General features: G+C 67.4%; 25 protein-coding genes. 7 read left to right on the top strand and 18 right to left on the bottom strand.

The window, feature by feature from the left end:
* The first annotated feature begins 160 nt into the window (after positions 1 to 160).
* From AC3A6X_RS33500 to AC3A6X_RS33520, 5 genes are read left to right on the top strand one after another with little or no spacing between them, the layout of a single operon-like run.
* Complete coding sequence (locus tag AC3A6X_RS33500; protein WP_487846215.1) at positions 161 to 1681, top strand: 3-hydroxyacyl-CoA dehydrogenase; 1521 nt, start codon at positions 161 to 163, stop codon at positions 1679 to 1681.
* Between the two features lie 15 nt (positions 1682 to 1696).
* Positions 1697 to 2476: an oxepin-CoA hydrolase, alternative type gene (locus AC3A6X_RS33505; protein ID WP_487846216.1), complete on the top strand. Its 780-nt coding sequence runs from the start codon at positions 1697 to 1699 to the stop codon at positions 2474 to 2476.
* Positions 2477 to 2531: 55 nt separating this feature from the next.
* Positions 2532 to 3254 (top strand): Crp/Fnr family transcriptional regulator, encoded by a 723-nt coding sequence (locus tag AC3A6X_RS33510; RefSeq protein WP_487846217.1) that lies wholly within the window; start codon positions 2532 to 2534, stop codon positions 3252 to 3254.
* Between the two features lie 17 nt (positions 3255 to 3271).
* On the top strand, positions 3272 to 4360 hold the full coding sequence (locus AC3A6X_RS33515; RefSeq protein ID WP_309961701.1) for a phosphotransferase: 1089 nt from the start codon (positions 3272 to 3274) through the stop codon (positions 4358 to 4360).
* A gap of 27 nt (positions 4361 to 4387) precedes the next feature.
* Positions 4388 to 5659: an acyl-CoA dehydrogenase family protein gene (locus AC3A6X_RS33520; protein ID WP_487846218.1), complete on the top strand. Its 1272-nt coding sequence runs from the start codon at positions 4388 to 4390 to the stop codon at positions 5657 to 5659.
* Between the two features lie 58 nt (positions 5660 to 5717).
* On the opposite strand, the gene AC3A6X_RS33525 is transcribed toward AC3A6X_RS33520, so the two are convergent.
* From AC3A6X_RS33525 to AC3A6X_RS33545, 5 genes are all read right to left on the bottom strand, one after another.
* Positions 5718 to 6197 (bottom strand): GNAT family N-acetyltransferase, encoded by a 480-nt coding sequence (locus tag AC3A6X_RS33525; RefSeq protein WP_487846219.1) that lies wholly within the window; start codon positions 6195 to 6197, stop codon positions 5718 to 5720.
* Positions 6194 to 7537: a phosphoglucosamine mutase gene (gene glmM / locus AC3A6X_RS33530; protein WP_487846220.1), complete on the bottom strand. Its 1344-nt coding sequence runs from the start codon at positions 7535 to 7537 to the stop codon at positions 6194 to 6196. The genes AC3A6X_RS33525 and glmM overlap by 4 nt, the downstream gene beginning before the upstream one ends.
* Positions 7534 to 8394 (bottom strand): dihydropteroate synthase, encoded by an 861-nt coding sequence (gene folP, locus AC3A6X_RS33535; RefSeq protein WP_487846221.1) that lies wholly within the window; start codon positions 8392 to 8394, stop codon positions 7534 to 7536. The genes glmM and folP overlap by 4 nt, the downstream gene beginning before the upstream one ends.
* 330 nt (positions 8395 to 8724) lie before the next feature.
* On the bottom strand, positions 8725 to 10641 hold the full coding sequence (gene ftsH, locus AC3A6X_RS33540) for an ATP-dependent zinc metalloprotease FtsH (RefSeq protein WP_309961694.1): 1917 nt from the start codon (positions 10639 to 10641) through the stop codon (positions 8725 to 8727).
* Between the two features lie 164 nt (positions 10642 to 10805).
* Positions 10806 to 11474, bottom strand: a complete 669-nt coding sequence (locus AC3A6X_RS33545; protein ID WP_487846222.1) for an RlmE family RNA methyltransferase — start codon at positions 11472 to 11474, stop codon at positions 10806 to 10808.
* A 20-nt stretch (positions 11475 to 11494) separates the two neighbouring features.
* Between AC3A6X_RS33545 and AC3A6X_RS33550 the strand changes: the two genes are divergently transcribed.
* Entirely contained in the window at positions 11495 to 11974 is a 480-nt protein-coding gene (locus AC3A6X_RS33550; RefSeq protein WP_487846223.1) for a YhbY family RNA-binding protein, read from the top strand.
* 3 nt (positions 11975 to 11977) lie between these two features.
* The gene (locus AC3A6X_RS33555; protein ID WP_487846224.1) at positions 11978 to 12748 is read left to right on the top strand and encodes a glycosyltransferase; all 771 of its coding nucleotides are present in this window, start codon (positions 11978 to 11980) and stop codon (positions 12746 to 12748) included.
* Here AC3A6X_RS33555 and AC3A6X_RS33560 read toward each other — a convergent pair whose 3' ends face one another.
* The 13 genes from AC3A6X_RS33560 to bamA form a co-directional block, all read right to left on the bottom strand.
* On the bottom strand, positions 12749 to 13162 hold the full coding sequence (locus AC3A6X_RS33560) for a DUF4149 domain-containing protein (protein WP_487846240.1): 414 nt from the start codon (positions 13160 to 13162) through the stop codon (positions 12749 to 12751).
* Positions 13163 to 13175: 13 nt separating this feature from the next.
* A complete protein-coding gene (gene greA / locus AC3A6X_RS33565; protein WP_309961685.1) occupies positions 13176 to 13658 on the bottom strand; it encodes a transcription elongation factor GreA in 483 nt (160 codons plus the stop codon).
* A 66-nt stretch (positions 13659 to 13724) separates the two neighbouring features.
* Positions 13725 to 14594, bottom strand: a complete 870-nt coding sequence (gene kdoO, locus AC3A6X_RS33570; protein ID WP_487846225.1) for a Kdo hydroxylase KdoO — start codon at positions 14592 to 14594, stop codon at positions 13725 to 13727.
* A gap of 4 nt (positions 14595 to 14598) precedes the next feature.
* Positions 14599 to 17826: a carbamoyl-phosphate synthase large subunit gene (gene carB / locus AC3A6X_RS33575; RefSeq protein WP_487846226.1), complete on the bottom strand. Its 3228-nt coding sequence runs from the start codon at positions 17824 to 17826 to the stop codon at positions 14599 to 14601.
* Positions 17819 to 19018 (bottom strand): glutamine-hydrolyzing carbamoyl-phosphate synthase small subunit, encoded by a 1200-nt coding sequence (carA, locus tag AC3A6X_RS33580; protein ID WP_487846227.1) that lies wholly within the window; start codon positions 19016 to 19018, stop codon positions 17819 to 17821. Before carA ends, carB begins: the two co-directional genes overlap by 8 nt.
* Positions 19019 to 19154: 136 nt before the next feature.
* Positions 19155 to 19934, bottom strand: a complete 780-nt coding sequence (locus AC3A6X_RS33585; protein WP_487846228.1) for a TrmH family RNA methyltransferase — start codon at positions 19932 to 19934, stop codon at positions 19155 to 19157.
* On the bottom strand, positions 19931 to 20650 hold the full coding sequence (gene rnhB, locus AC3A6X_RS33590) for a ribonuclease HII (RefSeq protein ID WP_487846229.1): 720 nt from the start codon (positions 20648 to 20650) through the stop codon (positions 19931 to 19933). The genes AC3A6X_RS33585 and rnhB overlap by 4 nt, the downstream gene beginning before the upstream one ends.
* Positions 20622 to 21770, bottom strand: coding sequence for a lipid-A-disaccharide synthase (gene lpxB, locus AC3A6X_RS33595; protein ID WP_487846230.1), 1149 nt, complete (start codon positions 21768 to 21770; stop codon positions 20622 to 20624). Before lpxB ends, rnhB begins: the two co-directional genes overlap by 29 nt.
* Positions 21771 to 21778: 8 nt before the next feature.
* Positions 21779 to 22567 (bottom strand): acyl-ACP--UDP-N-acetylglucosamine O-acyltransferase, encoded by a 789-nt coding sequence (gene lpxA, locus AC3A6X_RS33600; RefSeq protein ID WP_487846231.1) that lies wholly within the window; start codon positions 22565 to 22567, stop codon positions 21779 to 21781.
* Positions 22568 to 22583: 16 nt separating this feature from the next.
* On the bottom strand, positions 22584 to 23027 hold the full coding sequence (gene fabZ / locus AC3A6X_RS33605) for a 3-hydroxyacyl-ACP dehydratase FabZ (protein WP_487846232.1): 444 nt from the start codon (positions 23025 to 23027) through the stop codon (positions 22584 to 22586).
* Positions 23024 to 24010: a UDP-3-O-(3-hydroxymyristoyl)glucosamine N-acyltransferase gene (lpxD, locus tag AC3A6X_RS33610; RefSeq protein ID WP_487846233.1), complete on the bottom strand. Its 987-nt coding sequence runs from the start codon at positions 24008 to 24010 to the stop codon at positions 23024 to 23026. Before lpxD ends, fabZ begins: the two co-directional genes overlap by 4 nt.
* Before the next feature lie 15 nt (positions 24011 to 24025).
* Positions 24026 to 24553 (bottom strand): OmpH/Skp family outer membrane protein, encoded by a 528-nt coding sequence (locus tag AC3A6X_RS33615; protein ID WP_487846234.1) that lies wholly within the window; start codon positions 24551 to 24553, stop codon positions 24026 to 24028.
* A partial coding sequence (gene bamA, locus AC3A6X_RS33620; RefSeq protein ID WP_487846235.1) for an outer membrane protein assembly factor BamA occupies positions 24553 to 25769 on the bottom strand: 1217 nt, incomplete at its 5' end. The genes AC3A6X_RS33615 and bamA, both read right to left, overlap by 1 nt.

Here is a 25769-nt window from a genome sequence, read left to right on the forward strand (position 1 = left end):
GATCGTCAAGGCAGACGATTCAAGTGCGAACCCGAGTAGAAACAGGGCCGCAGCCAAACGTGGTGGTTGCAAAATGGGTAGAGCTTAAGAAGTAATCGAAAGTAGACACATTCTGGCACGCTCATCGGCGACACCAGATTTAGCGAGAGACAATTATCAAATGACTGTGCAGTTTTCCAATGTAGGAATCATCGGGGCTGGCGCGATGGGCCGCGGCATTGCCCAGATTGCCGCCCAGGCCGGCAGCCAGGTGCTGCTGCTCGACAGCTTCGAGGGTGCCGCTGCTCGCGGCCGTGACGCCATCGTGGCCCAGTGGCAGAAATTGCGAGAGAAAGGCAAGATCGACGAAGCGCAGCACGATGCCTTGTCCGCACGCATCCACGCGGTCGACTCGACGCAAGCGCTCGCCGGCTGCGACCTCGTGATCGAGGCCGTGGTCGAGGACCTGGAGATCAAGCGCAAGCTGTTTCAAGAGCTCGAAGCGGTGGTCGCGCCCTCGGCCACGCTGGCGACCAACACCTCCTCGCTCTCGGTCACGGCCATCGCCGCCACCATGGCGCAGCCTCAGCGCATGGCAGGCTTCCACTTCTTCAACCCGGTGCCCCTGATGAAGGTGGTCGAGGTCGTGGCCGGCTTCAAGACCGATGCCGAGGTGTGCCGCCAACTCGCTGCCTACGCCAAGCAGATGGGCCACGCCGCCGTGCAGGCCAAGGACACCCCCGGCTTCATCGTCAACCATGCGGGGCGGGGCTATGGCACCGAGGCGCTGCGCATCGCCGGCGAGGGCGTGGCGGACTTCGCCACCATCGACCGCATCCTCAAGGACCAGGCGGGCTTCCGCCTCGGCCCCTTCGAGCTGCTGGACCTGACGGGGCTCGATGTCTCCCATCCGGTGATGGAGTCGATCTACCGCCAGTTCTACGAGGAGCCGCGCTACCGCCCCAGCGTGATCACGGCGCAGCGTCTTGCGGCCGGCGCGCTCGGGCGCAAGACCGGCGAAGGCTTCTACCGCTACATCGACGGCGTCGCGCAGCAGGCGCCGGAGCCGCCCACACCGGCGTTCGAGGGCAACCCGGCGGTCTGGGTCTCGCCGCGCGCGGCACGGCGGCCAGATCTGCTGAAGCTGGTGCACACGCTGGGCGCCCAGCTCGAAAGCGGAGCGACGCCCTCCTCCGCAGCGCTGATCCTGGTCGCGCCGCTGGGCTTCGACGTCACCACCGTGGCCGCAGTCGAGCGGCTCGATGCCACGCGCACGGTCGGCATCGACCTGATGGTGGACGACGCCGCTACCAAACGCCGCGTGCTCGCCACCAATCCCGCGACGCGCAATGACGTGCGCGACGCCGCCCACGCCCTGTTCGCGCGCGACGGCAAGGCGGTGAGCGTGATCCGCGACAGCGGCGGCTTCGTCACGCAGCGCGTGATCGGCACCATCGTGAACATCGCGACCGACATGTGCCAGCAGCAGGTCTGCTCGCCCGCCGACCTCGACCTGGCCGTGAAGCTGGGCCTGGGCTATCCGCAGGGCCCGCTCGCGATGGGCGACCTCTACGGCCCCACCAATGTGCTGGAAGTGCTGTTCAACCTGCAGACCGTGTACGGCGATCCGCGCTACCGCCCGAGCCCCTGGCTGCGCCGCCGTGGCGCGCTGGGCCTGAGCCTCACCCATCCCGAAGCGTAAGAGACAGGCATTCGAATGACAGCAGAACTGAAGAGCACGACCGAGGACGGCACCATGGTGCTCACGCTCTCGAACCCTTCGCAGCGCAATGCGCTGGGCCCCGAGATGTACGCCGCGGGCATCGAGGCGCTCAACGGCGCCGAGAACAGCGATGAGGTGCGCAGCGTGGTGTTCGTAGGCGAAGGCGCATGGTTCTGCGCCGGCGGCTCGCTGCAGCGTCTGTCGGCCAACCGCGAGCGCGAGCCAGCGGTGCAGGCCGAGAGCATCGAGGCACTGCACAACTGGATCGACTCGATCCGCACCTTCCCCAAGCCGGTGATCGCCGCCGTCGAAGGCGCGGCGGCCGGTGCCGGCTTCTCGCTCGCAGCGGCCTGCGACTTCATCGTCGCGGCGCGCGATGCGGTGTTCGCGGCCTCCTACAGCAGTGTCGCGCTCTCGCCGGACGGCGGGCTGAGCTGGCACCTTGCACGGTCCCTGCCGCGCCAGATCGCCAGCGAGTGGCTGATGCTGGGCGGCCGCATCGACGCGGCTCGCCTGCATGCGCTCGGCATGGTCAACGAGTTGAGCGAGAGCGGCCAGGCGCTCTCGGCCGCGCTCGCGCTCGCCAATCGCCTCAACGCGCGTGCGCCCAACTCGCTGGCCAGCATCAAGGAACTGCTTAGCGAGGCGCACGGCGCCACGCTCGCCTCGCAGCTGTCGCAGGAGCGCGACCATTTCGTGCGCAACCTGCACCACCCCAACGCCGGCATCGGCATTGCCGCCTTTCTCGCCAAGGAGACGCCGCGCTACGAATAGCAGCGCGTCGCTCGGGCGACAAGCCCGGGCAATTCAGTCACACACAGGACAGTTCATGGACGAGCCCATTCTTACCATCGAAGAACGAGAGGCGATCAATGGTGGTCGCTGGTTCTCTTCTCTTTCCCCATCCCTGCGTCACGACATTCTTCGATGCACCTTCGTCAAGCGCTACAAGGACGGCGACCTGATCTGCGCGCGCGGCGATCCGCCCGAGCAGTGGATCGCCTGCGCCAAGGGCGCGGTGCGCGTGAGCTCGACCGCGGTGTCGGGCAAGCAGGTGACGCTGACCTACGTGGAACCGGGCATCTGGTTCGGCGACGTCGCGATGTTCGACGGGGACCGGCGCACGCACGATGCCTATGCGCATGGCGACACCACGATCGTCTGCGTGGCGCGCGCCGATTTCCAGAAGATCCTCGCCAGCCACGTCGAGCTCTACGAGGCGCTGATGCGGCTGCAGGCGCGGCGCATCCGGCAACTGTTCGGCCTGGTCGAAGATCTCAACACCCTTCCCCTGCGGGCCCGGCTCGCCAAGCAGCTGATCCATCTGGTGCGCAGCTACGGAGTGCCCAACCTCGCGGACGGCAGCCAGATGCGCATCGGCCTGCACCTGGCGCAGGAAGAACTGGCGCAGCTGCTGGGGGCCTCGCGCCAGCGCGTGAACCAGGAACTCAAGGCCATGGAGCGCGAGGAAGTGATCCGCATCGAGCCGGGCGGCCTGGTGGTGCTGGATCGCGCCGCGCTGATGCGCATCTCGGAAGCCGACGGCCAATAACAGCAGACCTCAGAGACATGACCCAGGACTTCGACAACTTCGTCGGCACCCGCGCCGTTTCCAAGCAGCACCTCTTCGACGTCGACGCGCTGACCGCCTGGCTCGAGAAGAACCTGGAAGGCTTCAAGGGCCCGCTCACGGTCGAGATGTTCAAGGGCGGCCAGTCCAATCCGACCTACAAACTGGTCACGCCCACGCAGAGCTACGTGATGCGCGCCAAGCCGGGTCCGGTCGCCAAGCTGCTGCCCTCGGCGCACGCGGTCGAGCGCGAGTTCAAGGTCATGAGCGGGCTGGCCGGTACCGATGTGCCGGTGCCGCGCATGCATTGCCTGTGCGAGGACGAGAGCGTCATCGGCCGCGCCTTCTACGTCATGGAGTTCATGCAAGGCCGGGTGCTGTGGGACCAGTCCCTGCCCGCCATGAGCAACGCGGAGCGCTCGGCGATCTACGACGAGATGAACCGCGTCATCGCCGCGCTGCACACCGTGAAGTTCGCCGAGCGCGGCCTGGCCGATTACGGCAAGCCCGGCAACTACTTCGAGCGCCAGATCGGGCGCTGGAGCAAGCAGTACGTGGCCTCGATCACCCAGCCCATTCCCGAGATGGACCGGCTGATGGAATGGCTGCCGGCCCACATGCCCCAAAGCGCGCGCGACGAGAAGATGACGTCCATCGTGCATGGCGACTACCGCCTGGACAACCTGATGTTCCACGCCACCGAGCCGCGCGCCATCGCCGTGCTCGACTGGGAGCTCTCCACGCTGGGCCATCCGCTGGCCGACTTCAGTTACCACTGCATGTCCTGGCACATCGCGCCGGGCGCCTTCCGCGGCATCGGCGGACTGGACCTGAAGAGTCTGGGCATCCCGACCGAGAGCGAGTACATCCGCAAGTACTGCGAGCGCACCGGCCTCACCACGCCCGAGGCGCTGGCGCCCGACTGGAACTTCTACCAGGCCTACAACCTGTTCCGCATGGCGGCGATCCTGCAAGGCATCGCCAAGCGGGTCGAGGCCGGCACCGCATCGAGCGAGCAGGCCGTCGCCTCGGGCCGCGGTGCGCGGCCGATGGCCGAGATGGCCTGGCAGTTCGCGCAGCGCGCCTGAAGCGCCCCTTACCCCAAAGGAGACTCCATGGATTTCGAATACTCGGCCAAGACCAAAGACCTCCAGAAGCGCGTCACCGCCTTCATGGAAGACCACATCTATCCCGCAGAGGCCGAGTACACGGCCGAACTGGCCGCCAACACCGCGGCAGGCAAGCGCTGGACCGCGCTCCAGACGGTCGAGAAGCTCAAGCAGAAGGCCAAGGCGCAGGGCCTGTGGAACCTGTTCCTGCCGGTCGACAGCGCCGAAGTCTCCGGCTACAAGGGCGCAGGCCTCACCAACCAGGAATACGCGCCGCTGGCCGAGATCATGGGCCGTGTGCCATGGGCCAGCGAGGCCTTCAATTGCTCGGCGCCGGACACCGGCAACATGGAGACCATCGCGCGCTACGGCTCCGACGAGATCAAGGCGCGCTGGCTGAAGCCCCTGCTGGATGGCGAGATCCGCTCGGCCTTCGCGATGACCGAGCCCGAAGTGGCCTCGAGCGACGCCACCAACATCGCCACCCGCATTGAGCGCCAGGGCGACGAGTACGTGATCAACGGCCACAAGTGGTGGATCTCCGGCGCGGCCGATCCGCGCTGCAAGGTCTACATCACCATGGGCAAGACCGATTCCGAGGCGCCGCGCCATTCGCAGCAGAGCATGGTGGTGGTGCCGGCAGATGCCAAGGGCATCCGCATCGTGCGCCCGCTCAACGTGATGGGCTACGACGACGCGCCGCATGGCCACGTCGAGATGTACTTCGAGAACGTGCGCGTGCCGGTGAACAACATCCTGCTGGGCGAAGGCCGCGGCTTCGAGATCGCCCAGGGCCGCCTGGGCCCGGGACGCATCCACCACTGCATGCGCCTGATCGGCCTGGCCGAGCGCGCGCTCGAGCTGATGTGCAAGCGCGCCTCCTCGCGCGTGGCCTTCGGCAAGTCCGTGGCTTCGCAGACGGTGACGCAGGAGCGCATCGCCGAGGCGCGCTGCAAGATCGACATGGCGCGCCTGCTCACCCTCAAGGCGGCCTGGCTGATGGACGTGGCGGGCAACAAGGTTGCCAAGACCGAGATCGCGATGATCAAGGTGGTGGCGCCCAACATGGCCTGCCAGGTGATCGACTGGGCCATGCAGGTGCATGGCGGCGGCGGCATGAGCGACGACTTCCCGCTGGCCTACGCCTATGCCGGCGCGCGCACGCTGCGTTTCGCCGACGGCCCGGACGAGGTGCACCGCAACGCGATCGCCAAGTGGGAGTTGGGCAAGTACGCCGCCGACAAGGGCGACAGCGAGATGCCGGTGACCCGCTTCTGATCGCGCTTCGGATGTGCCAGACCGCCGTGCGCCTCGTGCGCCGGCGGTTTTTTCTTGCCTAGAGCTTCTTTTGCAGGAACATCGCCTGGCCGAAGGCCGGGTCGAGCTGGAAGTTGGCGAAGCCTTCGCGCACATAGGCGCGCAGCGCACTGTGGTTGGCCGACAAGACCTCCAGCGTGAGCTTGCACGCGCCCCGTGCGCGGGCCTCCTGCTCCACGCACGCGAACATGTGCTGCGCGATGCGCTGCCCGCGATGGCTTGGCAGCACGACCACGTCATGCACGTTCACCAGCGGCTTGCAGGCGAAGGTCGAGAAGCCTTCGATGCAGTTGACGAGGCCGACGGCCTGCGCGCCGTCGTAGGCCAGCACGCTGAAAGCCTGCCGCCGCGCGGCCAGCGCCCCGGGCAACCCGGCCAGCACCTCCGGCGCCAGCGCCGTGCCGCCGCCGGCCGGGTCGCGCGCGTAGCTGTCCAGCAGATCGACCAGTGCACGCGCGTGCACCGGATTGCGGTAGTCCGCGAGCAGGACCTCGATCATGCTGCCGAGCCCGCTTCCACCGCCGCCACCAGGCGCCGCGCGCAGGCCTCGGCCTGCGCTGCGTCGCGCGCCTCCACCATCACGCGCAGCAGCGGCTCGGTGCCACTGGGGCGGATCAGCACGCGGCCCGCGTCACCCAGCTCCGCTTCGCTGTGCTTGATCTCGGCGGCGAGCGCCTTGTTGGCCTTCCAGTCCTGGTCGCCGCTCAGGCGCACATTGATGAGCGTCTGCGGGAACAGCGTGAGATCGGCCAGCAGCTCGCCCACCTTCTTGCCGCTGCGCTGGCAGGCCTGCAGCACCTGCAGCGCGCTCACGATGCCGTCGCCGGTGGTGTGGCGGTCGAGCGCCAGCAGATGGCCCGAACCTTCGCCGCCGAGCAGCCAATGGCGCTTCTCGAGCTCTTCCAGCACATAGCGGTCGCCCACGCGCGCGCGCACCAGCTCGATGCCTTGGGCGCGCAACGCCATCTCGACCGCCTTGTTGGTCATCAGCGTGCCGACCACGCCGGCCAGCTTCTCGCCACGCGCGATGCGCTCCATCGCCATCAGGTAGAGCAGCTCGTCGCCGTTGAACAGGCGGCCGCTCGCATCGACCAGCTGCAGCCGGTCGGCATCACCATCGAGCGCGATGCCGTAGTGCGCGCCGTGGGCCCGCACCGCGTCGATCAGCGCCTGGGGGTGCGTGGCGCCCACGTCCTTGTTGATGTTGAGTCCGTCGGGCGCGCAGCCGATGCTGATCACGTCCGCACCGAGCTCATGGAAGACGTTCGGCGCCACCTGGTAGGCCGCGCCGTGCGCGCCGTCGACCACCAGCTTCAGGCCGCGCAGCGTGAGGTCGTTGGCAAAGGTGCTCTTGCAGAACTCGATGTAGCGGCCCGGCGCGTCGTTGAGGCGGCGCGCCTTGCCGAGCTGCGCCGAATCGGCCCACACCGGCGCTTCCTCGAGCGCCGCCTCGACCGCCAGCTCCCATTCGTCGCTGAGCTTGGTGCCGTGGGCGCTGAAGAACTTGATGCCGTTGTCCGGGTAGGCGTTATGGCTGGCGCTGATCACCACGCCGAGACTGGCGCGCTGGGCGCGCGTGAGGTAGGCCACGCCGGGCGTCGGGAGCGGCCCCAGCAGCACCACGTCTACGCCGGCGGAATTGAAGCCCGATTCGAGCGCGGATTCGAGCATGTAGCCCGAAATGCGGGTGTCCTTGCCGATCAGCACGGAGGGGCGCGCCTCGCTCTTCTTGAGCACGCGGCCGACCGCATGCGCCAGACGCAGCACGAAGTCGGGCGTGATCGGTGCCTGGCCGACCGTGCCGCGAATGCCGTCGGTGCCGAAATACTGTCTTGTCATGGTTGCTTCTCCTGTCCCCGTTGTTCGGAGCGCATGGCCCGCCAGACGGCCAGCGCCGCGACGGTTTCGCGCACATCATGCACGCGCACGATCGCCGCGCCGCGCTCGACCGCCAGCACAGCGGCCGCAACGCTGGGCACCAGGCGCCCGGCCGCCGCCTCGATGCCGGTGACCGCGCCGAGCGAGGACTTGCGCGACCAGCCGACCAGCAACGGCCAGCCGGCGGCGAGCAGTTCCTGCTGGCGAGCCAGCAGGGCGAAATTTTGCGCCACTGTCTTGCCGAAGCCGATGCCCGGGTCGAGCGCGATGCGCTCGGGCGCGACCTTCAGCGCCAGCAGCGCCTGCGCCTGTTGTTCGAGGAAGGCTCGCACGGCGGGAACAACATCGCCTTCCATGGGCGCCGCCTGCATGGTCTGCGGATCGCGGTGCATGTGCATCAGGCAGATGCCGCAAGCCGGATGCGCCGCCACCGCCTCGCGCGCGCCCGGCCGGCGCAGTGCCCAGATGTCATTGACGATGTCGGCCCCGAGCTCGAGCACCGCGCGCATGACCTCGGGCTTGTAGGTGTCGACCGAGACCGGCACCTGCAGTTTGACCGCCTCGCGCACCACCGGCACCACGCGCGCCAGCTCCTGGTCCAGCGGCACGGCCGGGCTGCCGGGCCGGGTGGACTCGCCGCCGATGTCGAGGATGTCGGCCCCCTCTTCCACCAGCTGGGCGCAATGGCGCAGCGCGGCTTCGGTCGAGGCATGCGCGCCGCCATCGGAAAAGGAATCGGGCGTGACGTTGACGATGCCCATCACGCGCGGCTGCGCGAGATCGATCTCGAAGCGCGTCGTGCGCCAGGTCCTCGTCATGTCAGGGCCTGTCATCCAATGAATCACCCGCGCGCCGTGGCGCCAAGGGGTGCAGGGCTAGACGCGGGCCGCAGCCCAGGCTGGCTCGCCTGGGCAAGGACCGCAACGTCGCCGTGCACCCCTTGGCGCCACGGCCCTTCGGGCGAGGCCCCAGAGAGGGCCCACTCGTCATTGCCAATGCTCGCTGGGTGTCCAACCCAGCTGCGCTTGGCGCCTAGATTGGGCCCTCTCTGGGGCCTCACGCGGGGGTGATTCATTGGATGACAGGCCCTGGCCTTCCGGAAATAGAAAACGGGGCCAAAGGCCCCGTCGATCGCCCGAGCACCTTGCTCAGGCCGCAGTGGGCGCCGGATCGGGATTCACCGCCGGCGTGCCGCCGCTGCCGCCGCTGCCCGAAGGCGGGGTGCGCGGCGTCCAGTCCTTGGGCGGACGCGGCTCGCGGCCGGCCATGATGTCGTCGATCTGCTCGGTGTCGATGGTTTCCCATTCGAGCAGGGCCTTGGCCATCGCGTGCATCTTGTCGCTGTTCTCCTCGATCAGGCGGCGCGCCAGGGCGTACTGCTCGTCGATGATGCGGCGCACCTCGGCGTCCACCTTTTGCATGGTCGACTCGCTCATGTTGGTGGTCTTGGTGACCGAGCGGCCGAGGAAGACCTCGCCCTCGTTCTCGGCATAGACCATCGGGCCCAGCGACTCGGTCATGCCGTAGCGCATCACCATGTCGCGCGCGATCTGGGTGGCGCGCTCGAAGTCGTTGCTGGCGCCGGTGGTCATCTGGTGCATGAACACCTCTTCGGCGATGCGGCCGCCGAACAGCATGCTGATCTGGTTCAGCATGTACTCGCGGTCGTAGCTATAGCGGTCCTGCGCCGGCAGGCTCATGGTCACGCCCAGCGCGCGGCCGCGCGGGATGATGGTGACCTTGTGCACCGGGTCGCACTTGGGCAGCAGCTTGCCGATCAGCGCATGGCCGGACTCGTGGTAGGCCGTGTTGCGGCGCTCTTCCTCGGGCATCACCATGCTCTTGCGCTCGGGGCCCATGAAGATCTTGTCCTTGGCCTTCTCGAAGTCCTGCATCTCGACCACGCGCGCGTTGCGGCGCGCGGCCATCAGCGCGGCCTCGTTGCACAGGTTGGCCAGGTCGGCGCCCGACATGCCCGGCGTGCCGCGCGCGATGATGCTCGGGTTCACGTCCTGGCCGAGCGGCACCTTGCGCATGTGGACGTTGAGGATCTGCTCGCGGCCGCGGATGTCGGGCAGCGTCACGTAGACCTGGCGGTCGAAGCGGCCCGGACGCAGCAGCGCGGCGTCGAGGATGTCGGGGCGGTTGGTGGCCGCGACCACGATCACCCCGAGGTTGGTCTCGAAGCCGTCCATCTCGACCAGCATCTGGTTCAAGGTCTGCTCGCGCTCGTCGTTGCCGCCGCCCAGGCCGGCACCGCGCTGGCGGCCGACCGCATCGATTTCGTCGATGAAGATGATGCAGGGGGCGTTCTTCTTGGCATTCTCGAACATGTCGCGCACGCGGGCCGCGCCCACGCCGACGAACATCTCGACGAAGTCGGAGCCGGAGATCGAGAAGAAGGGGACCTTGGCTTCGCCGGCGATGCCCTTGGCGAGCAAGGTCTTGCCGGTGCCCGGGGGGCCCACCAGCAGCAGGCCGCGCGGAATGCGGCCGCCGAGCTTCTGGAACTTGGCCGGGTCCTTCAGGAAGTCGACGACCTCCTTGACTTCCTCCTTGGCCTCGTCGCAGCCCGCGACGTCGGCGAAGGTGACCTGGTTGTTGTTCTCGTCGAGCATGCGGGCCTTGCTCTTGCCGAAGCTGAAGGCGCCGCCTTTGCCGCCGCCCTGCATCTGCCGCATGAAGTAGACCCAGACACCGATCAGCAGCAGCATCGGGCCCCAGCTCACCAGCAGCGTCATGAGGAGCGAGCCTTCTTCGCGGGGCTTGACGTCGAACTTGACGTTGTTGGCGATCAGGTCGCCGACCAGGCCGCGGTCGAGGTAGGTGGCGGTCGTGCGGATCTTGCGGTCGTCGTTGGTGATCGCGACGATCTCGCTGCCGCCCTGTCCTTCCTGGATGGTGGCGCTCTTGATGCGGTTGCTGCGGACTTCCTCGAGGAAGTCGGAGTAACCCACACTGCCGGCGCCGGCGACGCCGCGGGTGTCGAACTGCTTGAACACAGTGAACAACACCATCGCGATGACCAGCCAGACGGCGACCTTGGAAAACCACTGATTGTTCAAACGAAGCTCCAGTCGAAAGCGCGTGGGGACAAAACAAAAAACGCGCTAGGGCACGCAATTGGCGACCATTTTAGGCTTTTCAACCTGCGAAATGCCGGAATTTCCCTATAGCAGCCATAGGACGTGCACGGTTTTGGGCCTTAATGGCGGGCCGGGGCGGAGTATCAATTCGTATCGAGCGGCTTGAGGCCGATGCCGACCATGAAGGTCTCCGCGGATTTGTCGCGCGAAGCCTTGGGCTTGATCGGTTTCACGACTCGAAAATTCGTCTTGAACAGCTGAGTCAGTTCGGCATAGCCACTGCCATGGAAAAGCTTGGCGACCAGCGCGCCTTCCGGCTTCATGTGGTGCCGGGCGAACTCGATCGCAAGCTCGATCAGGTGGCTGATGCGCGCTGCGTCGGCCGAGGCGATGCCCGACAGGTTGGGGGCCATGTCGGATACGACCACGTCGGCCAGCCGGCCTGCCATGGCCTCTTCCAGCCGCGCCAGCACCTCGTCCTCGCGGAAATCGCCCTGCAGGAAGGTCACGCCTTCGATCGGCTCCATCGGCAGGATGTCGAGCGCGATGATGCTGCCCTCCAGCTGCCCGGCCGCGGCGCCGCCCGGCGACAGTTTGCGGCGCACGTACTGGCTCCAGGCGCCGGGCGTCGAGCCCAGGTCGACCACCAGCTGGCCCGGACGGATCAGGCCCAGCGCCTCGTCGATCTCCTTGAGCTTGTAGGCTGCGCGCGCCCGGTAGCCCTCCTTGGTGGCCAGTTTGACGTAGGGGTCGTTCACATGGTCGTGCAGCCATGCACGATTGACCTTGCTGCTCTTGGGTTTGGGATTCATCGACACTCGATAATACGGGGATGCCCGCCATTCAACTGACCCCTGCCCAGCGCAAAGTACATCGCGCAGAAGCGCACCATCTGGACCCGATCGTCATGGTCGGCAGCGACGGGCTGACACCGGCCGTCAAGAAGGAGGCCGACGCCGCCCTCAAGGCCCACGGCCTGATCAAGATCCGCGTCTTCTCCGACGACCGCCCTGCGCGCGAGGCCATGCTCCAGTCCCTGGCGGAGGAGCTGAGCGCCGCGCCGATCCAGCACATCGGCAAGCTGCTGGTGCTGTGGCGCCCCATCCCCGAGAAGGAGCGCGCCATCGACGAGGACCGCATGCCCGGCCCGCGCGACGTCAAGGTCATCAAGTACAGCAAGCGCGGTGGCCAGCGGCCGGAGATCAAGACCCTGCGCGTGCTCGGCAACCAGCGACTCACCCCGGGCGGCAACATCAAGCGCGCCAAGGCGAAGAAGAGCCTGTCGGTCAAGAAGCGCCGCCAGGCGGATTGAAGGATGCCGAACCAAGAACAGGCGGCCGCCCTACCGCAGCGCCACATCCTCTGCATGAAATGGGGCACGAAGTACGGCCCTGAGTACGTCAACCGCCTCTATGCAATGGCGCGCCGGCACTTGTCGGGCGACTTCAATTTCGTCTGCCTGACCGACGACGCGAAGGGCATCCGCAGCGAGGTGCAGTGCTTTCCGATCCCGCCGCTGGCCCTCGAACTGGCGCCGGGCCAGGTGGACCGGGCCTGGAAGAAGCTGACCACCTTCGAGGAGAACCTTTACGGCCTGCACGGCCGGGCGTTGTTCATCGACCTCGACGTGGTCATCGTCGGCAGCCTCGACGCCTTCTTCGAGCATCCGGGCGAATTCCTCATCATCCACGACTACGCCCGGCCCTGGCGGCGCCGGCGCATCACGGGCAACTCCTCGGTCTATCGCTTCGAGATCGGCGCCCATCCGGACGTACTGGCGCATTTCCGCGAGAACATGGACGCGGTGCAGGCCACGTACCGCAACGAGCAGACCTACCTGTCGGACTTCATGCACCGCAAGGGCAAGCTGGCCTACTGGCCGGCCGAGTGGTGCCCGAGCTTCAAGTACCACGGCATCCCGGCCTGGCCGACCAACTACTGGCGCGAGCCCTTCGTGCCGGCGGGGGCGCGCATCATGGTCTTCCACGGGGAATGCAATCCGCCCGATGCGCTGGCCGGCCGACGCAACCGGCGCTTTCGCTTCATCCGGCCGGCGCGCTGGATCACGCAGTTCTGGAACGCCTGATCAGCCTTCGCGGCGCCCCATGCGCCACAGCAGCACACCGGTGCACAGCCATTGGCCCAGGTACATGGCACTGCCTAGCGAGTGCCAGAGCCGAAGGTTCTCGCGCGCCAGGATGCGCGGCGCGACGGCGTATTCCTGCAGCAGGGCCAGCAGGAGGGCCGCGAGGATCCAGGCGATCGACATGCGGGTCGGCGCGTCCACGCGGTCCAGGACCTTCGACCTGAAATAGGTCAGCAGCACCAGCCCGCAGGCCAGGGCCACCCAACTCTGGGCCGAGAACAGCCGGCCGGCGAAGTTGCCGGCCATGGCGGGGTTGCCGAGGTGAGCGAAGAGCATCGGCACGACCAGGAAGCCGATGGTCGTCAGGCTGCCCCACCAGAGGGCGGCCACCAGCAGCGCGATGCGGTCCTTCAGCACTCGGGCGGCTTCAGAGGTAGCTGACGCCCACGATCTCGTAGCGCTTCACGCCACCCGGGGCCTGCACCTCGGCGGTGTCGCCCTCTTCCTTGCCGATCAGCGCGCGCGCGATCGGGCTGGAGACGTTGATCAGGCCCAGCTTCAGGTCGGCCTCGTCCTCGCCCACGATCTGGTACTTGAGCGCCTCGCCGGTGTGCTCGTCCTCGAGCTCCACCGTCGAGCCGAAGACGACCTTGCCTTCCGCGTCGAGCTCGGACGGATCGATGACCTGCGCGTTCGACAGCATGCCCTCGATCTGCTTGATGCGGCCTTCGATCCAGCCCTGGCGCTCCTTGGCGGCGTCGTAGTCGGCGTTCTCGCTGAGGTCGCCCTGGGCCCGCGCATCGGCGATCGCGGTGATGATCGCGGGCCGGTCGACGGTCTTCAGCCGCTGCAGTTCGTCGCGCAGCTTCTCGGCACCGCGCTTGGTAATCGGAATGGTGGTAGCAGCCATGTTTTGTCTCTCCAGAAAGCGAAACCGCCGAACGCTGCCGTTCGGCGGTTCATGGAAGAAAAATGATCAGACGAGCGTGCGTCTGGTCAGCCGGCTCAGGATGGCGAGCGGGCTCGAATCGGGATTGTATTGCCTTGCGGCGGGCAGGTGCAGCGTCTGCTCCAGCATGTACTGGCCGGACATGACGGCATGCGAGGTCTGGTCCGAGAAGCACACCCATACCGATCCAGCCGGAAAGGGCACGGTTTGCTGCTGCGCGTTCTTCTGGTAGTCGAGGTCCGACTTCATGCCGTCGTGGAGCTGCAGCATCAGGTGGTCGTATTCGCTGCGGAAAGACTTGGTCACGTGCAGGGTCTGCAGCAGCCGCGCCTGCCAGCGCGAATAGGGCTTGGCGCGGGGCAGGAAGCGCTTCGCCACGGTCTCGAAAGGCTCGCCCACCCGCCAGACGCGCGGCGCGCCCTCGGGGTTGACGTTGGTGAAGACGCGCAGGATGCGTTCGCCGTAGTTGGGTCGCGAGGGGAAGGAGTCGATGTGCAGCCGGCGATCGTCGGCCCGCCAGGACTGCACGCGCGTTTCCACCTGCGCCGGCCGGTAGCTGGTCGGCGCCAGGCGCAGCGCCGGCGTGTAGTGCGGCAGCAGGCCGTGGATCAGCTGCGTGGCCTGGGCGCGGAAACGCCCCACCATCGCGCTCACAGCCTGCTGCCTGGCTTCGTCGCCGGCCACGCCCTTGATGCGACCGTTGGCGTCCAGGCTGATGTTGCGCACGTCCGGCGACAGCACCGAGGGCGTCAACAGCTCGCGCTCCTGTGGCCGCAGCTCGAAGCCCAGCCGCGGGAAATACAGCACCTTGCCGGCCTCGAGCGCGGCGATCCACGCCTCGTTGGGCGTGGCGCCGGCCCAGTCGGCCAGGTCGAGTTCGACGAGTTGCGTGTCCATCGCCTCACGCCGACGCAAGCTGCGCGTGCATCTCCTGGACCGAGATCACGTCGAGGTCCTTCATGTAGCGCATGCCTTCCACCGCCGCCTCGGCACCGAAGATGGTGGTGAAGGTGGTCACGCGCGCCAGCAGGGCCGAGGTTCGGATCTGGCGCGAATCGGTGATCGCGTTGCGGCGCTCTTCCACCGTGTTGATGACGAGGGCGATCTCGTTGTTCTTGATCATGTCCACGATGTGCGGGCGGCCTTCGGTCACCTTGTTGACCACGGCGCAGGCGATGCCCGCCGCGTTGATGGCGGCGGCCGTGCCCTTGGTCGCGATCAGCTCGAAGCCCAGCGCGGCCAGCCCGCGCGCGACCTCGACTGCGCGCGGTTTGTCGTTGTTCTTGACCGAGACGAAGACGCGGCCCGACTTGGGCAGGTGGGTGCCGGCGCCCAGCTGCGACTTCACGAAGGCCTCGCCGAAGGTCTTGCCCACGCCCATCACCTCGCCGGTGGACTTCATCTCGGGGCCGAGGATGGTGTCCACGCCCGGGAACTTGACGAAGGGGAACACCGCTTCCTTCACGCTGAAGTATGGCGGCGTGACTTCCTTCGTCACGCCCTGCGCGGCCAGCGACTGGCCGGCCATGCAGCGCGCCGCCACCTTGGCCAGCTGGATGCCGGTGGCCTTGCTCACGTAGGGCACGGTGCGCGAGGCGCGCGGATTCACCTCCAGCACGTAGATCACGTCCTGGCCGTCCTTCTCCTGGATCGCGAACTGCACGTTCATCAGGCCGACCACGTTGAGCGCCTTCGCCATGGCCGCGCTCTGCCGCTTGAGCTCGGCCACCGTCTCGGCCTTGAGGCTGTAGGGCGGCAGCGAGCAGGCGGAGTCGCCCGAGTGCACGCCGGCCTGCTCGATGTGCTCCATCACGCCGCCAATCAGGGTGGCGCCGTCGGCGTCGCGCAGGCAGTCGACGTCGCATTCGACGGCGTCGTTGAGAAAACGGTCCAGCAGCACCGGCGAATCGTTGCTGACCTTCACCGCCTCGCGCATGTAGCGCTCGAGGTCGCGCTGCTCGTGCACGATCTCCATCGCGCGCCCGCCCAGCACGTAGCTCGGGCGCACCACCAGCGGGTAGCCCAGTTGCGCGGCCTTCTCCAGCGCCTCGGCCTCGGTGCGCGCGGTGGCGTTGGGCGGCTGACGCAGCTTCAGGTCGTTGAGCAGCTTCTGGAAGCGCTCGCGATCCTCGGCCGCATCGATCATGTCGGGGCTGGTGCCGATGATCGGCACGCCGTTGGCCTCGAGGTCGAGCGCGAGCTTCAGCGGCGTCTGGCCGCCGTACTGCACGATCACGCCGGTGGGCTTTTCCTTGTCGACGATCTCGAGCACGTCCTCCAGCGTGAGCGGCTCGAAGTAGAGGCGGTCGCTGGTGTCGTAGTCGGTCGAGACCGTCTCGGGGTTGCAGTTGACCATGATGGTCTCGTAGCCGTCCTCGCGCATCGCGAGCGCAGCGTGCACGCAGCAGTAGTCGAACTCGATGCCCTGGCCGATGCGGTTCGGGCCGCCGCCGAGCACCATGATCTTCTTCTTGCTGCTCGGGTCGGCCTCGCACTCGTCCTCGTAGGTCGAGTACATGTAGGCGGTGTTGGTCGCGAACTCGGCCGCGCAGGTGTCGACGCGCTTGTAGACCGGTCGCACGCCGAGCGCGCGGCGCTTCTCGCGGATCGCGGTGTCGGTGGTCTTCAGCTGGCGCGCCAGGCGGCGGTCGGAGAAGCCCTTTTTCTTGAGCGCGAGCAGCGTGTCGCGGTCGATGTCGTCGAGCGACTTGGTTTCCAGCTCGAGCTCGATCTTCACGATCTCCTCGATCTGCACCAGGAACCACGGGTCGATCTTGGTCAGCGCATGCACTTCGTCGACCGTCAGGCCCATGGCGAAGGCATCGCCCACGTACCAGATGCGGTCGGGGCCGGGCTCGCCCAGCTCCTTCTCGAGGACTTCGCGGTCCTGCGTCTTCTCGTTGAGGCCGTCCACGCCGACCTCGAGACCGCGCAGCGCCTTCTGGAACGATTCCTGGAAGGTGCGGCCCATGGCCATCACCTCGCCCACCGACTTCATCTGCGTGGTCAGGCGCGAGTCGGCCTGCGGGAATTTCTCGAAGGCGAAGCGCGGGATCTTGGTGACCACGTAGTCGATGCTGGGCTCGAAGCTCGCCGGCGTGGCGCCGCCGGTGATCTCGTTGCGCAGCTCGTCGAGCGTGTAGCCGACGGCCAGCTTGGCCGCCACCTTGGCGATCGGGAAGCCTGTGGCCTTGGACGCCAGCGCCGAGGAGCGCGAGACGCGCGGGTTCATCTCGATCACGACCATGCGGCCGTCCTTCGGGTTGATCGAGAACTGCACGTTGGAGCCGCCGGTGTCGACGCCGATCTCGCGCAGCACGGCCAGCGAGGCGTTGCGCAGGATCTGGTATTCCTTGTCCGAAAGCGTTTGCGCCGGGGCGACGGTGATCGAGTCGCCGGTGTGCACGCCCATCGGGTCGAGGTTCTCGATCGAACAGACGATGATGCAGTTGTCCGCCTTGTCGCGAACCACTTCCATCTCGTATTCCTTCCAGCCGAGCAACGATTCCTCGATCAGCAGCTCGTTGGTCGGCGAGGCTTCCAGGCCGCGCTTGCAGATGGTCTCGAACTCTTCCGGGTTGTAGGCGATGCCGCCGCCGGTGCCGCCGAGGGTGAAGCTGGGGCGAATCACGACGGGGAAGCCCACGGTCTTCTGCACCGCCCAGGCCTCGTCCAACGAGTGGGCGATGCCCGAGCGCGCCGAGCCCAGGCCGATCTTGGTCATCGCGTCCTTGAACTTCAGGCGGTCCTCGGCCTTGTCGATGGCCTCGGGCGTGGCGCCGATCAGCTCGACCTTGTACTTGTCGAGCACGCCGTTGCGCCAGAGGTCCAGCGCGCAGTTCAGCGCGGTCTGGCCACCCATGGTCGGCAGGATGGCGTCGGGCCGCTCCTTGGCGATGATCTTCTCGACCGTGGGCCAGGTGATGGGCTCGATGTAGGTCACGTCGGCCGTGGCCGGGTCGGTCATGATCGTCGCGGGATTGCTGTTGATCAGGATGACCTTGTAGCCCTCCTCGCGCAGCGCCTTGCAGGCCTGCACGCCGGAATAGTCGAACTCGCAGGCCTGGCCGATGATGATCGGGCCGGCGCCGATGATGAGGATGCTCTTGAGGTCGTTGCGCTTAGGCATTCTTCTGCCCTTCTTTGTGACTTTGCATGAGCGCCGTGAAGCGGTCGAACAGATAGCCGATGTCGTGCGGGCCCGGCGAGGCCTCGGGGTGGCCCTGGAAGCAGAAGGCCGGCTTGTCGGTGCGCGCCAGGCCTTGCAGCGTGCCGTCGAACAGGCTGACGTGAGTGGGCCGCAGATTGGCGGGCAGCGTCTTCTCGTCGACCGCGAAGCCGTGGTTCTGGCTGGTGATGCTCACGCGGTTGTTGTCCAGGTCCTTCACCGGATGGTTGGCGCCGTGGTGGCCGAACTTCATCTTGAAGGTCTTCGCGCCGGAGGCCAGCGCCATGATCTGATGGCCCAGGCAGATGCCGAAGACCGGGATGCCGGTCTCGATCAGCTCGCGCGTGGCGGCGATCGCGTAGTCGCAGGGCTCCGGGTCGCCCGGGCCGTTGGCCAGGAAGATGCCATCGGGGCGCAGCTTGAGCACGTCGGCCGCGGGCGTCTGCGCCGGCACGACGGTGATGCGCGCGCCGCGCTGCGCGATCATGCGCAGGATGTTCTTCTTGACGCCGTAGTCGTAGGCCACGACGTGGAACTTGGGCGTGATCTGCACGCCGTAGCCCGGCTTGCCATCGACGTGGACGAGCCTCCACTCGGTCTGCGTCCACTCGTAGGTCTCCTTGACCGACACCACCCTGGCCAGGTCGAGGCCGGACATGCTGGGTGCTGCCTTGGCGGCGGCGATGGCCTTGTCAATCAGCGCCTGCGTGACGTTCTCGCCCGGCGCCAGGCCCAGGATGCTGCCGTTCTGCGCGCCATGCGTGCGCAGGTGGCGTGTGAGCTTGCGGGTGTCGATGTTCGCGATGGCGACCGTCTTGCCGCCCACCAGGTATTCGCTCAGCGTAGCGGTCTTGCGGAAGTTGGATGCCAGGAGCGGCAGGTCCTTGATGATCAGGCCAGCGGCATGGATCTTGTCGGCCTCGATGTCTTCCTCGTTGACGCCGTAGTTGCCGATGTGCGGATACGTGAGCGTCACGATCTGCTGGCAGTAGCTGGGGTCGGTCAGGATTTCCTGGTAACCGGTCATGGCGGTGTTGAACACCACTTCGCCGGTGGTGGCGCCTTGGGCGCCGATCGAGTTGCCGAGAAAGACCGTGCCGTCTGCAAGCGCCAGGATGGCGGGCGGGAAATTTCCCTTGAGAGACAAAAGCACTGGGATCTCCGAATGGATGACGCCCACGGCGGACCCAAGATGTGGCTCTTGGTCGCGACTTTCGTCGAGGAGTTGGCTTGCGTGCGCTATGGGCGAGGTGTGAGCGGGAAAGCCCTTGATTATAGCCCGGGCCGCCTTATCCCTCGGCCGCGGCGGCGCTTGCGTGCAGGCAGATCGCGGCCGCGGCGGCGACGTTGAGCGACTCCTCGCCGCCCGGCTGCGCGATGCGCACCTGCAGGCTCGCGCGGCCTTCCACGGCGGCCGAAAGGCCCTGCCCTTCGTGACCCATCAGCCAGGCGCAGGGATGGGGCAGCCGGGCCCGGTGCAGCCATTCGCCGCGGTGCGAGCTGGTCGCGACGCAAGGCACGGCCAGCGCCTCGAGCGCCTCGGGCTCGGCGCCTTCGACCAGCCGCAATCCGAAGTGCGCACCCATGCCGGCGCGCAGCACCTTGGGCGACCACAGCGCCGCCGTGCCCTTGAGCGCGATCACCTGGGCGAAGCCGAAGGCCGCCGCGCTGCGCAGGATGGAGCCGACGTTGCCGGCGTCCTGCAACCGGTCGAGCACCACCGTGGCCGCATCGGCGGCGATCGGCGACGGCGCGGGAAGGTCGAGCACGAAGCCCATCGCCGCGGGCGACTCCAGGCCACTCACGCCCGCCAGCAGTGCGTCGGCAACCACCACGGTCTTGTCCGACGCGCCGGCCCACTCGTGGCGTGCCATCGGCCAGGCGGATTCGGTGAAGACGGCGATGGCCGCGCGCACGCCGCGCTCGCGCGCCGCCCGGCACAGGTGGTCGCCTTCCAGCCAGACGCGGCCCGCCTTGCGGTAGGCGCCGGGGTCGTGCGCCAGCTTGCGCAGTTCCTTGAGGAGCGGGTTGTCCCGCGAGCTGATGTGGCTGGGCTCGGCCGCGGTCATGGCGCGGGCCGCAGCTCGACCTGCACCGTCTCGATCCGCATCGTCTCGACGATCAGCTCGCCCGCTACGGCGGCGAGCGGGATCTCCTCGCCGGCCGCGCGCGCCAGCGCCGCGGCCACCGGGCTGAAGGAGCGGCGGTGGTGCACGCAGGCGCCATGGCGCAGCAGCGCCTCCAGATGCTCGGGCGTGCTGTAGCCCTTGTGCGCGGCGAAGCCGTAGTGCGGGAACTCGGCGTGCAACTGCTCGCACAGCCGGTCGCGATGCACCTTCGCCAGGATCGAGGCGGCGGAGATCGATTTGACGATGGCATCGCCGCCGACAACGGCCTCGGCCAGCACCTCCAGCCGGGGCAGCCGGTTGCCGTCGACCAGCACCTTGGCCGGCTTCAGCCGCAGGCCCTCGACCGCCCGCTTCATCGCCAGCATGGTGGCGCCGAGGATGTTGTGCTCGTCGATCTCCTCGACGCTGGCCTGGGCCACCGAGCAGCACAGGGCCTTGGCCAGGATCTGGTCGTTGAGCCGCTCGCGTTGCAGGGGCGTGAGCACTTTCGAATCGGCCAGGCCGCGGATCGGTCGCTGGTCGTCCAGGATCACGGCCGCGGCCACCACCGGCCCGGCCAGCGGGCCGCGCCCGGCCTCGTCGACGCCGGCCACCAGGCCCGGCGCATCCCATGCGAGCTTGGCCTGTTCAGCCTTCAAGAACTTTCTGGATCGCATCGGCGCACAGTGTCGGCGTATCTCGCTGCAATTCGGCGTGCAGCGCGCAAAAACGTTGTTGCAAGGCGTGAACCTTGTCCGGCGAGGCGAACCAGGCCAGCGTCGCTTCGGCCAGGCCCTGGGGCGTGGCCGCCTCCTGGATCAGCTCCGGCACGACGAATTCGCCGCACAGGATGTTGGGCAGGCCGACCCAGGGCTGCAACTGCTTGCGCCGCATCAGGGCCCAGGACATCGCGTTCATGTTGTAGGCGATCACCATCGGCCGCTTGAAGAGCGCAGCCTCGAGGGTGGCGGTGCCGCTGGCGATGAGCGTGACGTCGCAGGCGGCGAGCGCGGCGTGCGAGCGGCCGTCGATCAGCTGCACCCGGCCCTTCATCGCGCTCGCCGCGAGCAACTGCTCGACCTCGCCGCGCAGGCTCGGCAGCGCGGGCAGGACGAAGCGCAGCTCGGGCCGGGCCTGCTGCATCAGCGCCGCCGCCGCGAAGAAGCGATCGGCCAGGTAGCGCAGCTCGGATCGCCGGCTGCCCGGCAGCAGGGCCACCACCGGCGCCTCGGCATCCAGGCCGAGCGCGGCGCGCGCAGCGGCCCGGTCCGGCGCCATCGGGATCACATTGGCGAGCGGATGGCCGACATAGCTGGCGGCGATGCCCTGCTTCGCCAGCAGAGCGGGCTCGAAGGGGAAGATGCACAGCACGTGGTCGACGGCTGCACGCAGCTTTTGCACGCGCTCCGGCCGCCAGGCCCAGATCGAGGGGCAGACGAAGTGGGCCGTCTTCATGCCGCGTTCGCGCAAGCCTGCTTCGAGATCGAGGTTGAAGTCCGGCGCATCGACGCCGATGAAGAGACCGGCCCCTTCGCGCAGCAGCCGCGCTTTGAGCTGGCGCCGGATGCCGGCGATCTCGGCGTAGTGGCGCAGCACCTCGACATAGCCGCGCACGGCCAGCTTCTCCTGCGGCCACCAGGTCTCGAAGCCACGCCTCAGCATCTGCGGGCCGCCGATGCCGACGGACTGCATCTGCGGCCAGCGGGTCTTCAGGCCGTCCAGCAGCAGACCGGCGAGCAGATCGCCCGAGGCCTCGCCTGCGACCAGCGCAAAGCGCCGCTGTGTCTCCTGTGCCATGCGGCTCCTCAGCGCGCGATGCCGCGCGTGGCGCTGGCCAGGAAGGCTTTCATCAGGTCAACGTCGGCCGCCGCTTCGGGCACCTCCGCGGCCAGGGCCTCGATGGCGGCGCGGGCTTCCTCCAGGGTCTTGCCCTGGCGGTAGAGCAGCCGGTGCATCTGCTTGACGGCCGCGATGCGCGCCGCCGAGAAATCGCGCCTGCGCAGGCCGACGACGTTGAAGCCGCGCACCGCGAGCGGATTGCCGTCGACCAGCATGAAGGGCGGCACGTCCTGCGCCACCGCGCTGGCGAAACCGATCATGGCGTGGGCGCCGACCGAGACGAACTGGTGGATGCCGGTCAGGCCGCCCACCGTCACCCAGTCGGCCAGGTGCACGTGGCCGGCCAGCGTCGTGTTGTTGGCCAGCGTGGTGTGGTTGTCGACCCGGCAATCGTGCGCGATGTGCGTGTAGGCCATGATCCAGTTGTCGCTGCCCACGCGCGTGACGCCGCCTGCGCCCGGCACGCCGATGTTGAAGGTGCAGAACTCGCGGACGGTGTTGCGGTCGCCGATGACCAGCTCGGTGGGCTCGCCCGCGTACTTCTTGTCCTGCGGGATCGCCCCCAGCGAGGCGAACTGGAAGATCCGGTTGTCGCGGCCGATGGTGGTGCGCCCCTCGATCACGCAATGCGAACCGATGGTGGTGCCGGCGCCGACCCGCACATGCGGGCCGATCACGGAATACGGGCCGACGCTGACCGTCGGGTCGAGCTGGGCCTGGGGGTCGACGATGGCCGTCGAATGAACCTGGGTCATGCCTTTTCGAGCAGCGTCAGCTGATCTGGCGCATGGCGCACATCAGGCTGGCCTCGCAGGCCAGCTCGCTGCCGACCAGCGCCCGCCCCTTGAACTTGGAGATGCCGGCTTTCATGCGCTCGATCTCGACCTCCAGCGTGAGCTGGTCGCCCGGCTCCACAGGCCGCTTGAAGCGCGCGCCGTCGATGGCCGCGAAGTAGTACACGGTGTTGTCGTCCGGAACGATGTCCAGCGAATGGAACGACAGCAACGCCGCGGCCTGCGCCATCGCCTCCAGCATCAGCACGCCCGGCATCACCGGGCGGTGCGGGAAGTGGCCGTTGAAGAACGGCTCGTTCATGGTCACGTTCTTGAGCGCCTTGATGCGCTTGCCCTTTTCCATCTCGAGCACGCGGTCCACCAGAAGGAAGGGGTAGCGGTGGGGCAGTAGTTTGAGGATCTGATGGATGTCGAGCTTCATGATGGCTTGTCCTGCATCGCCGGTTTTTCCAGTGCCTTGAGGCGCTCCCGCAGGGCGTGCAGTTGTTTGAGGGTCGCGGCGTTTCTCTCCCAGGCGGCATTGTCGTCGATGGGAAACATGCCGGTGTACTGGCCCGGCTTGAGAATGGAGCGCGTGACCACCGTCGCGGCCGAGATGTGCACCCCGTCCGCCATCTTCAGGTGGCCCAGCACGATCGCGCCGCCGCCAAGGGTGCAGTTGGCGCCGATGTCGGCGCTGCCCGCCACGCCGACGCACCCGGCCATGGCGGTGTTCTTGCCCACGCGCACGTTGTGTCCGATCTGGATCAGGTTGTCGAGCTTGACACCGTCCTCGATCACCGTGTCTTCGAGCGCGCCGCGATCGATGCAAGTGTTGGCGCCAATCTCCACGTCGTCCCCGATGCGCACCGCGCCGAGCTGCTCGATCTTGACCCAGGCGCCCTGGTGCGGTGCGAGTCCGAAGCCGTCGGCCCCGATCACCACGCCGGGATGCAGCAGGCAGCGCGCGCCGATGATGCAATCCTCGCTCACGGTCACCCTGGACTTGAGCACGGTCTGCGCGCCGATGCGCGCGCCGCGCTCGATCACGCACAGCGCACCGATGCGGGCCGTCGGGTCGATCTGCGCGTCGGGGTCGATCACCGCGCTCGGATGGATGCGCGCGCCCTCCGGCTTCGCATGGGATTGCTTCCAGAGCTGGGTCAGCCGGGCAAAGTACAGGTAGGGATCGGGCGTCACGATGAACGCGCCGCGCCCCGCCGCTGCAGCGCGCATTGCCGGCGAGACGATGACGCAGCCGGCCTTCGAGGCCGCGAGCTCTTTCTGGTACTTGGGGTGGCTCAGGAAGCTGAGCGCATCGGCCTGCGCGGTCGCGAGCGGCGCGAGGCGCTCTATCGACAGCGCAGGATCGCCCTGCAGGTCGCCCCCGAGTGCTTCAACGATCGCGCCTAGCCGTAGTGCCACACGAGTTCACTGGCCTCACTTGCCGCCGGCAACGGACGCGTTCAGTGCCTTGATCACCTTCTCGGTGATGTCGTGCTTGGGATTGATGTAGATCGCCTCCTGCAGGATCGCGTCGTACTTCTCGGCCTCGGCCACCTGCTTGACCACGCGGTTGGCGCGCTCGTAGACCTGCTGCAGTTCTTCGTTCTTGCGGGCGTTGAGGTCTTCCTGGAACTCGCGGCGGCGGCGCTGGAAGTCGCGGTCCTGGTCGACCAGGGAGCGCTGGCGCGTGGTGCGCTGGCTCTCGGACAGGGTCGGCGCCTCGCGCTCGAACTTCTCGGAGGCGGCCTTGAGCGCTTCACCCTGTCCCTGCAGGTCTTTCTCGCGCTTCAGGAATTCCGACTCGAGTTTTGCCTGTGCGGCCTTGGCAGGTTGCGCCTCGCGCAGCACGCGATCGGGATTGACGAAACCGATGCGGAAGGTTTCCTGCGCCTGTGCGGGCGTGCCCACAAGCGCGAAAGCAGGGATGAGCAGCGCACCGGCGGCACGAAGCAAAGGAGTCATTAGAAGGAGGTTCCGATCTGGAATTGCAGGCGTTGAATTCTATCCTTCGGGATCGGATTCAAGGGGTCGCTCAGGTCTTCCTTCTGCTGCTTCACCGGAATGGCGTACGCCAGGCGCAGGGGGCCCAGCGGCGAGATCCAGCTGATACCCAGGCCGACCGAGGCGCGCAGCTTCTTCTGCGCCTTCCACTGCGCGTCCGTCAGGGTCGGGGCGCGGGACTGGGCGAACACGTTGCCGACGTCGAAGAAGCCATAGAGGCGCAGCGTGCGGTCGTTGCCGGCGCCCGGGAAGGGCGTGCTGAGCTCCATGTTGAAGATCGCCTTCTTGGTGCCCCCGAGCGCAGCGCCCTCGGTCTGCCCGAACAGCGGCACGTCGCGCGGGCCGAGCGAGTTCTGCTCGAAGCCGCGCACCGAACCCAGGCCGCCGGCGTAGAAGTTCTTGAAGATCGGGTAGGGCTTGCCGCCATAGGCCCTGGCGTAACCGACTTCGCCGTTGATCGCGAAGGTGTACTGCTTGCTGATCGGGAAGAACTGCTGGTACGAGTAGCTGGACTTCCAGTACTTCATGTCGCCGCCGGCGCCGACCTCGAGGTTGGCGCGCTGCAGCTTGCCGCGGGTCGGCACGAGCGCGCTGTCGCGATCGTCGCGCGACCAGCCCACGGACAGCGGCACGCCCCAGACGCTGTCGTTGGTGCATTCGGTGACGAAGCCCTGCGCGTTGGTGGCACAGCCGAAATAGGTGCGATACGACTGCGGGGTCAGGTACGCGACGTTGCCGCCCGGATCGAAGCGGTAGCGTTCCAGGCCGATGCCGAAGAAGACGGTGTCGACCTCGCTGAAGGGCACGCCGAAGCGGACCGAGCCACCCTCGTTGACCAATTTGTAGTCGCCGTCGACGCTGTAGTAGGGGCGCGTCGTGGTGTGGAACACGGCGAAGGTTCGGGAGATGCCGTCCTTGGTGAAGTACGGGTCGGTGGTCGTGAGCGAGAGCGTGCGGGCGTACTTGCTGGTGTTGACCTGCAGGCCCAGGTAGTTGCCCGAGCCGAACACGTTCTCCTGCGCAATGCCGAAGGTGAGGGACACCTTCTCGGCGCTCGAGAAGCCGGCACCCAGCTGCAGCGTACCGGTGGGCTTTTCTGCCACGTTGATCGCGAGGTCCACCTGGTCCGGCGAGCCCGGCACTTCCTGCGTCTCCACATTCACTTCGGTGAAGAAGC

The organism is Variovorax sp. Soil_C_12, from assembly GCF_057657375.1.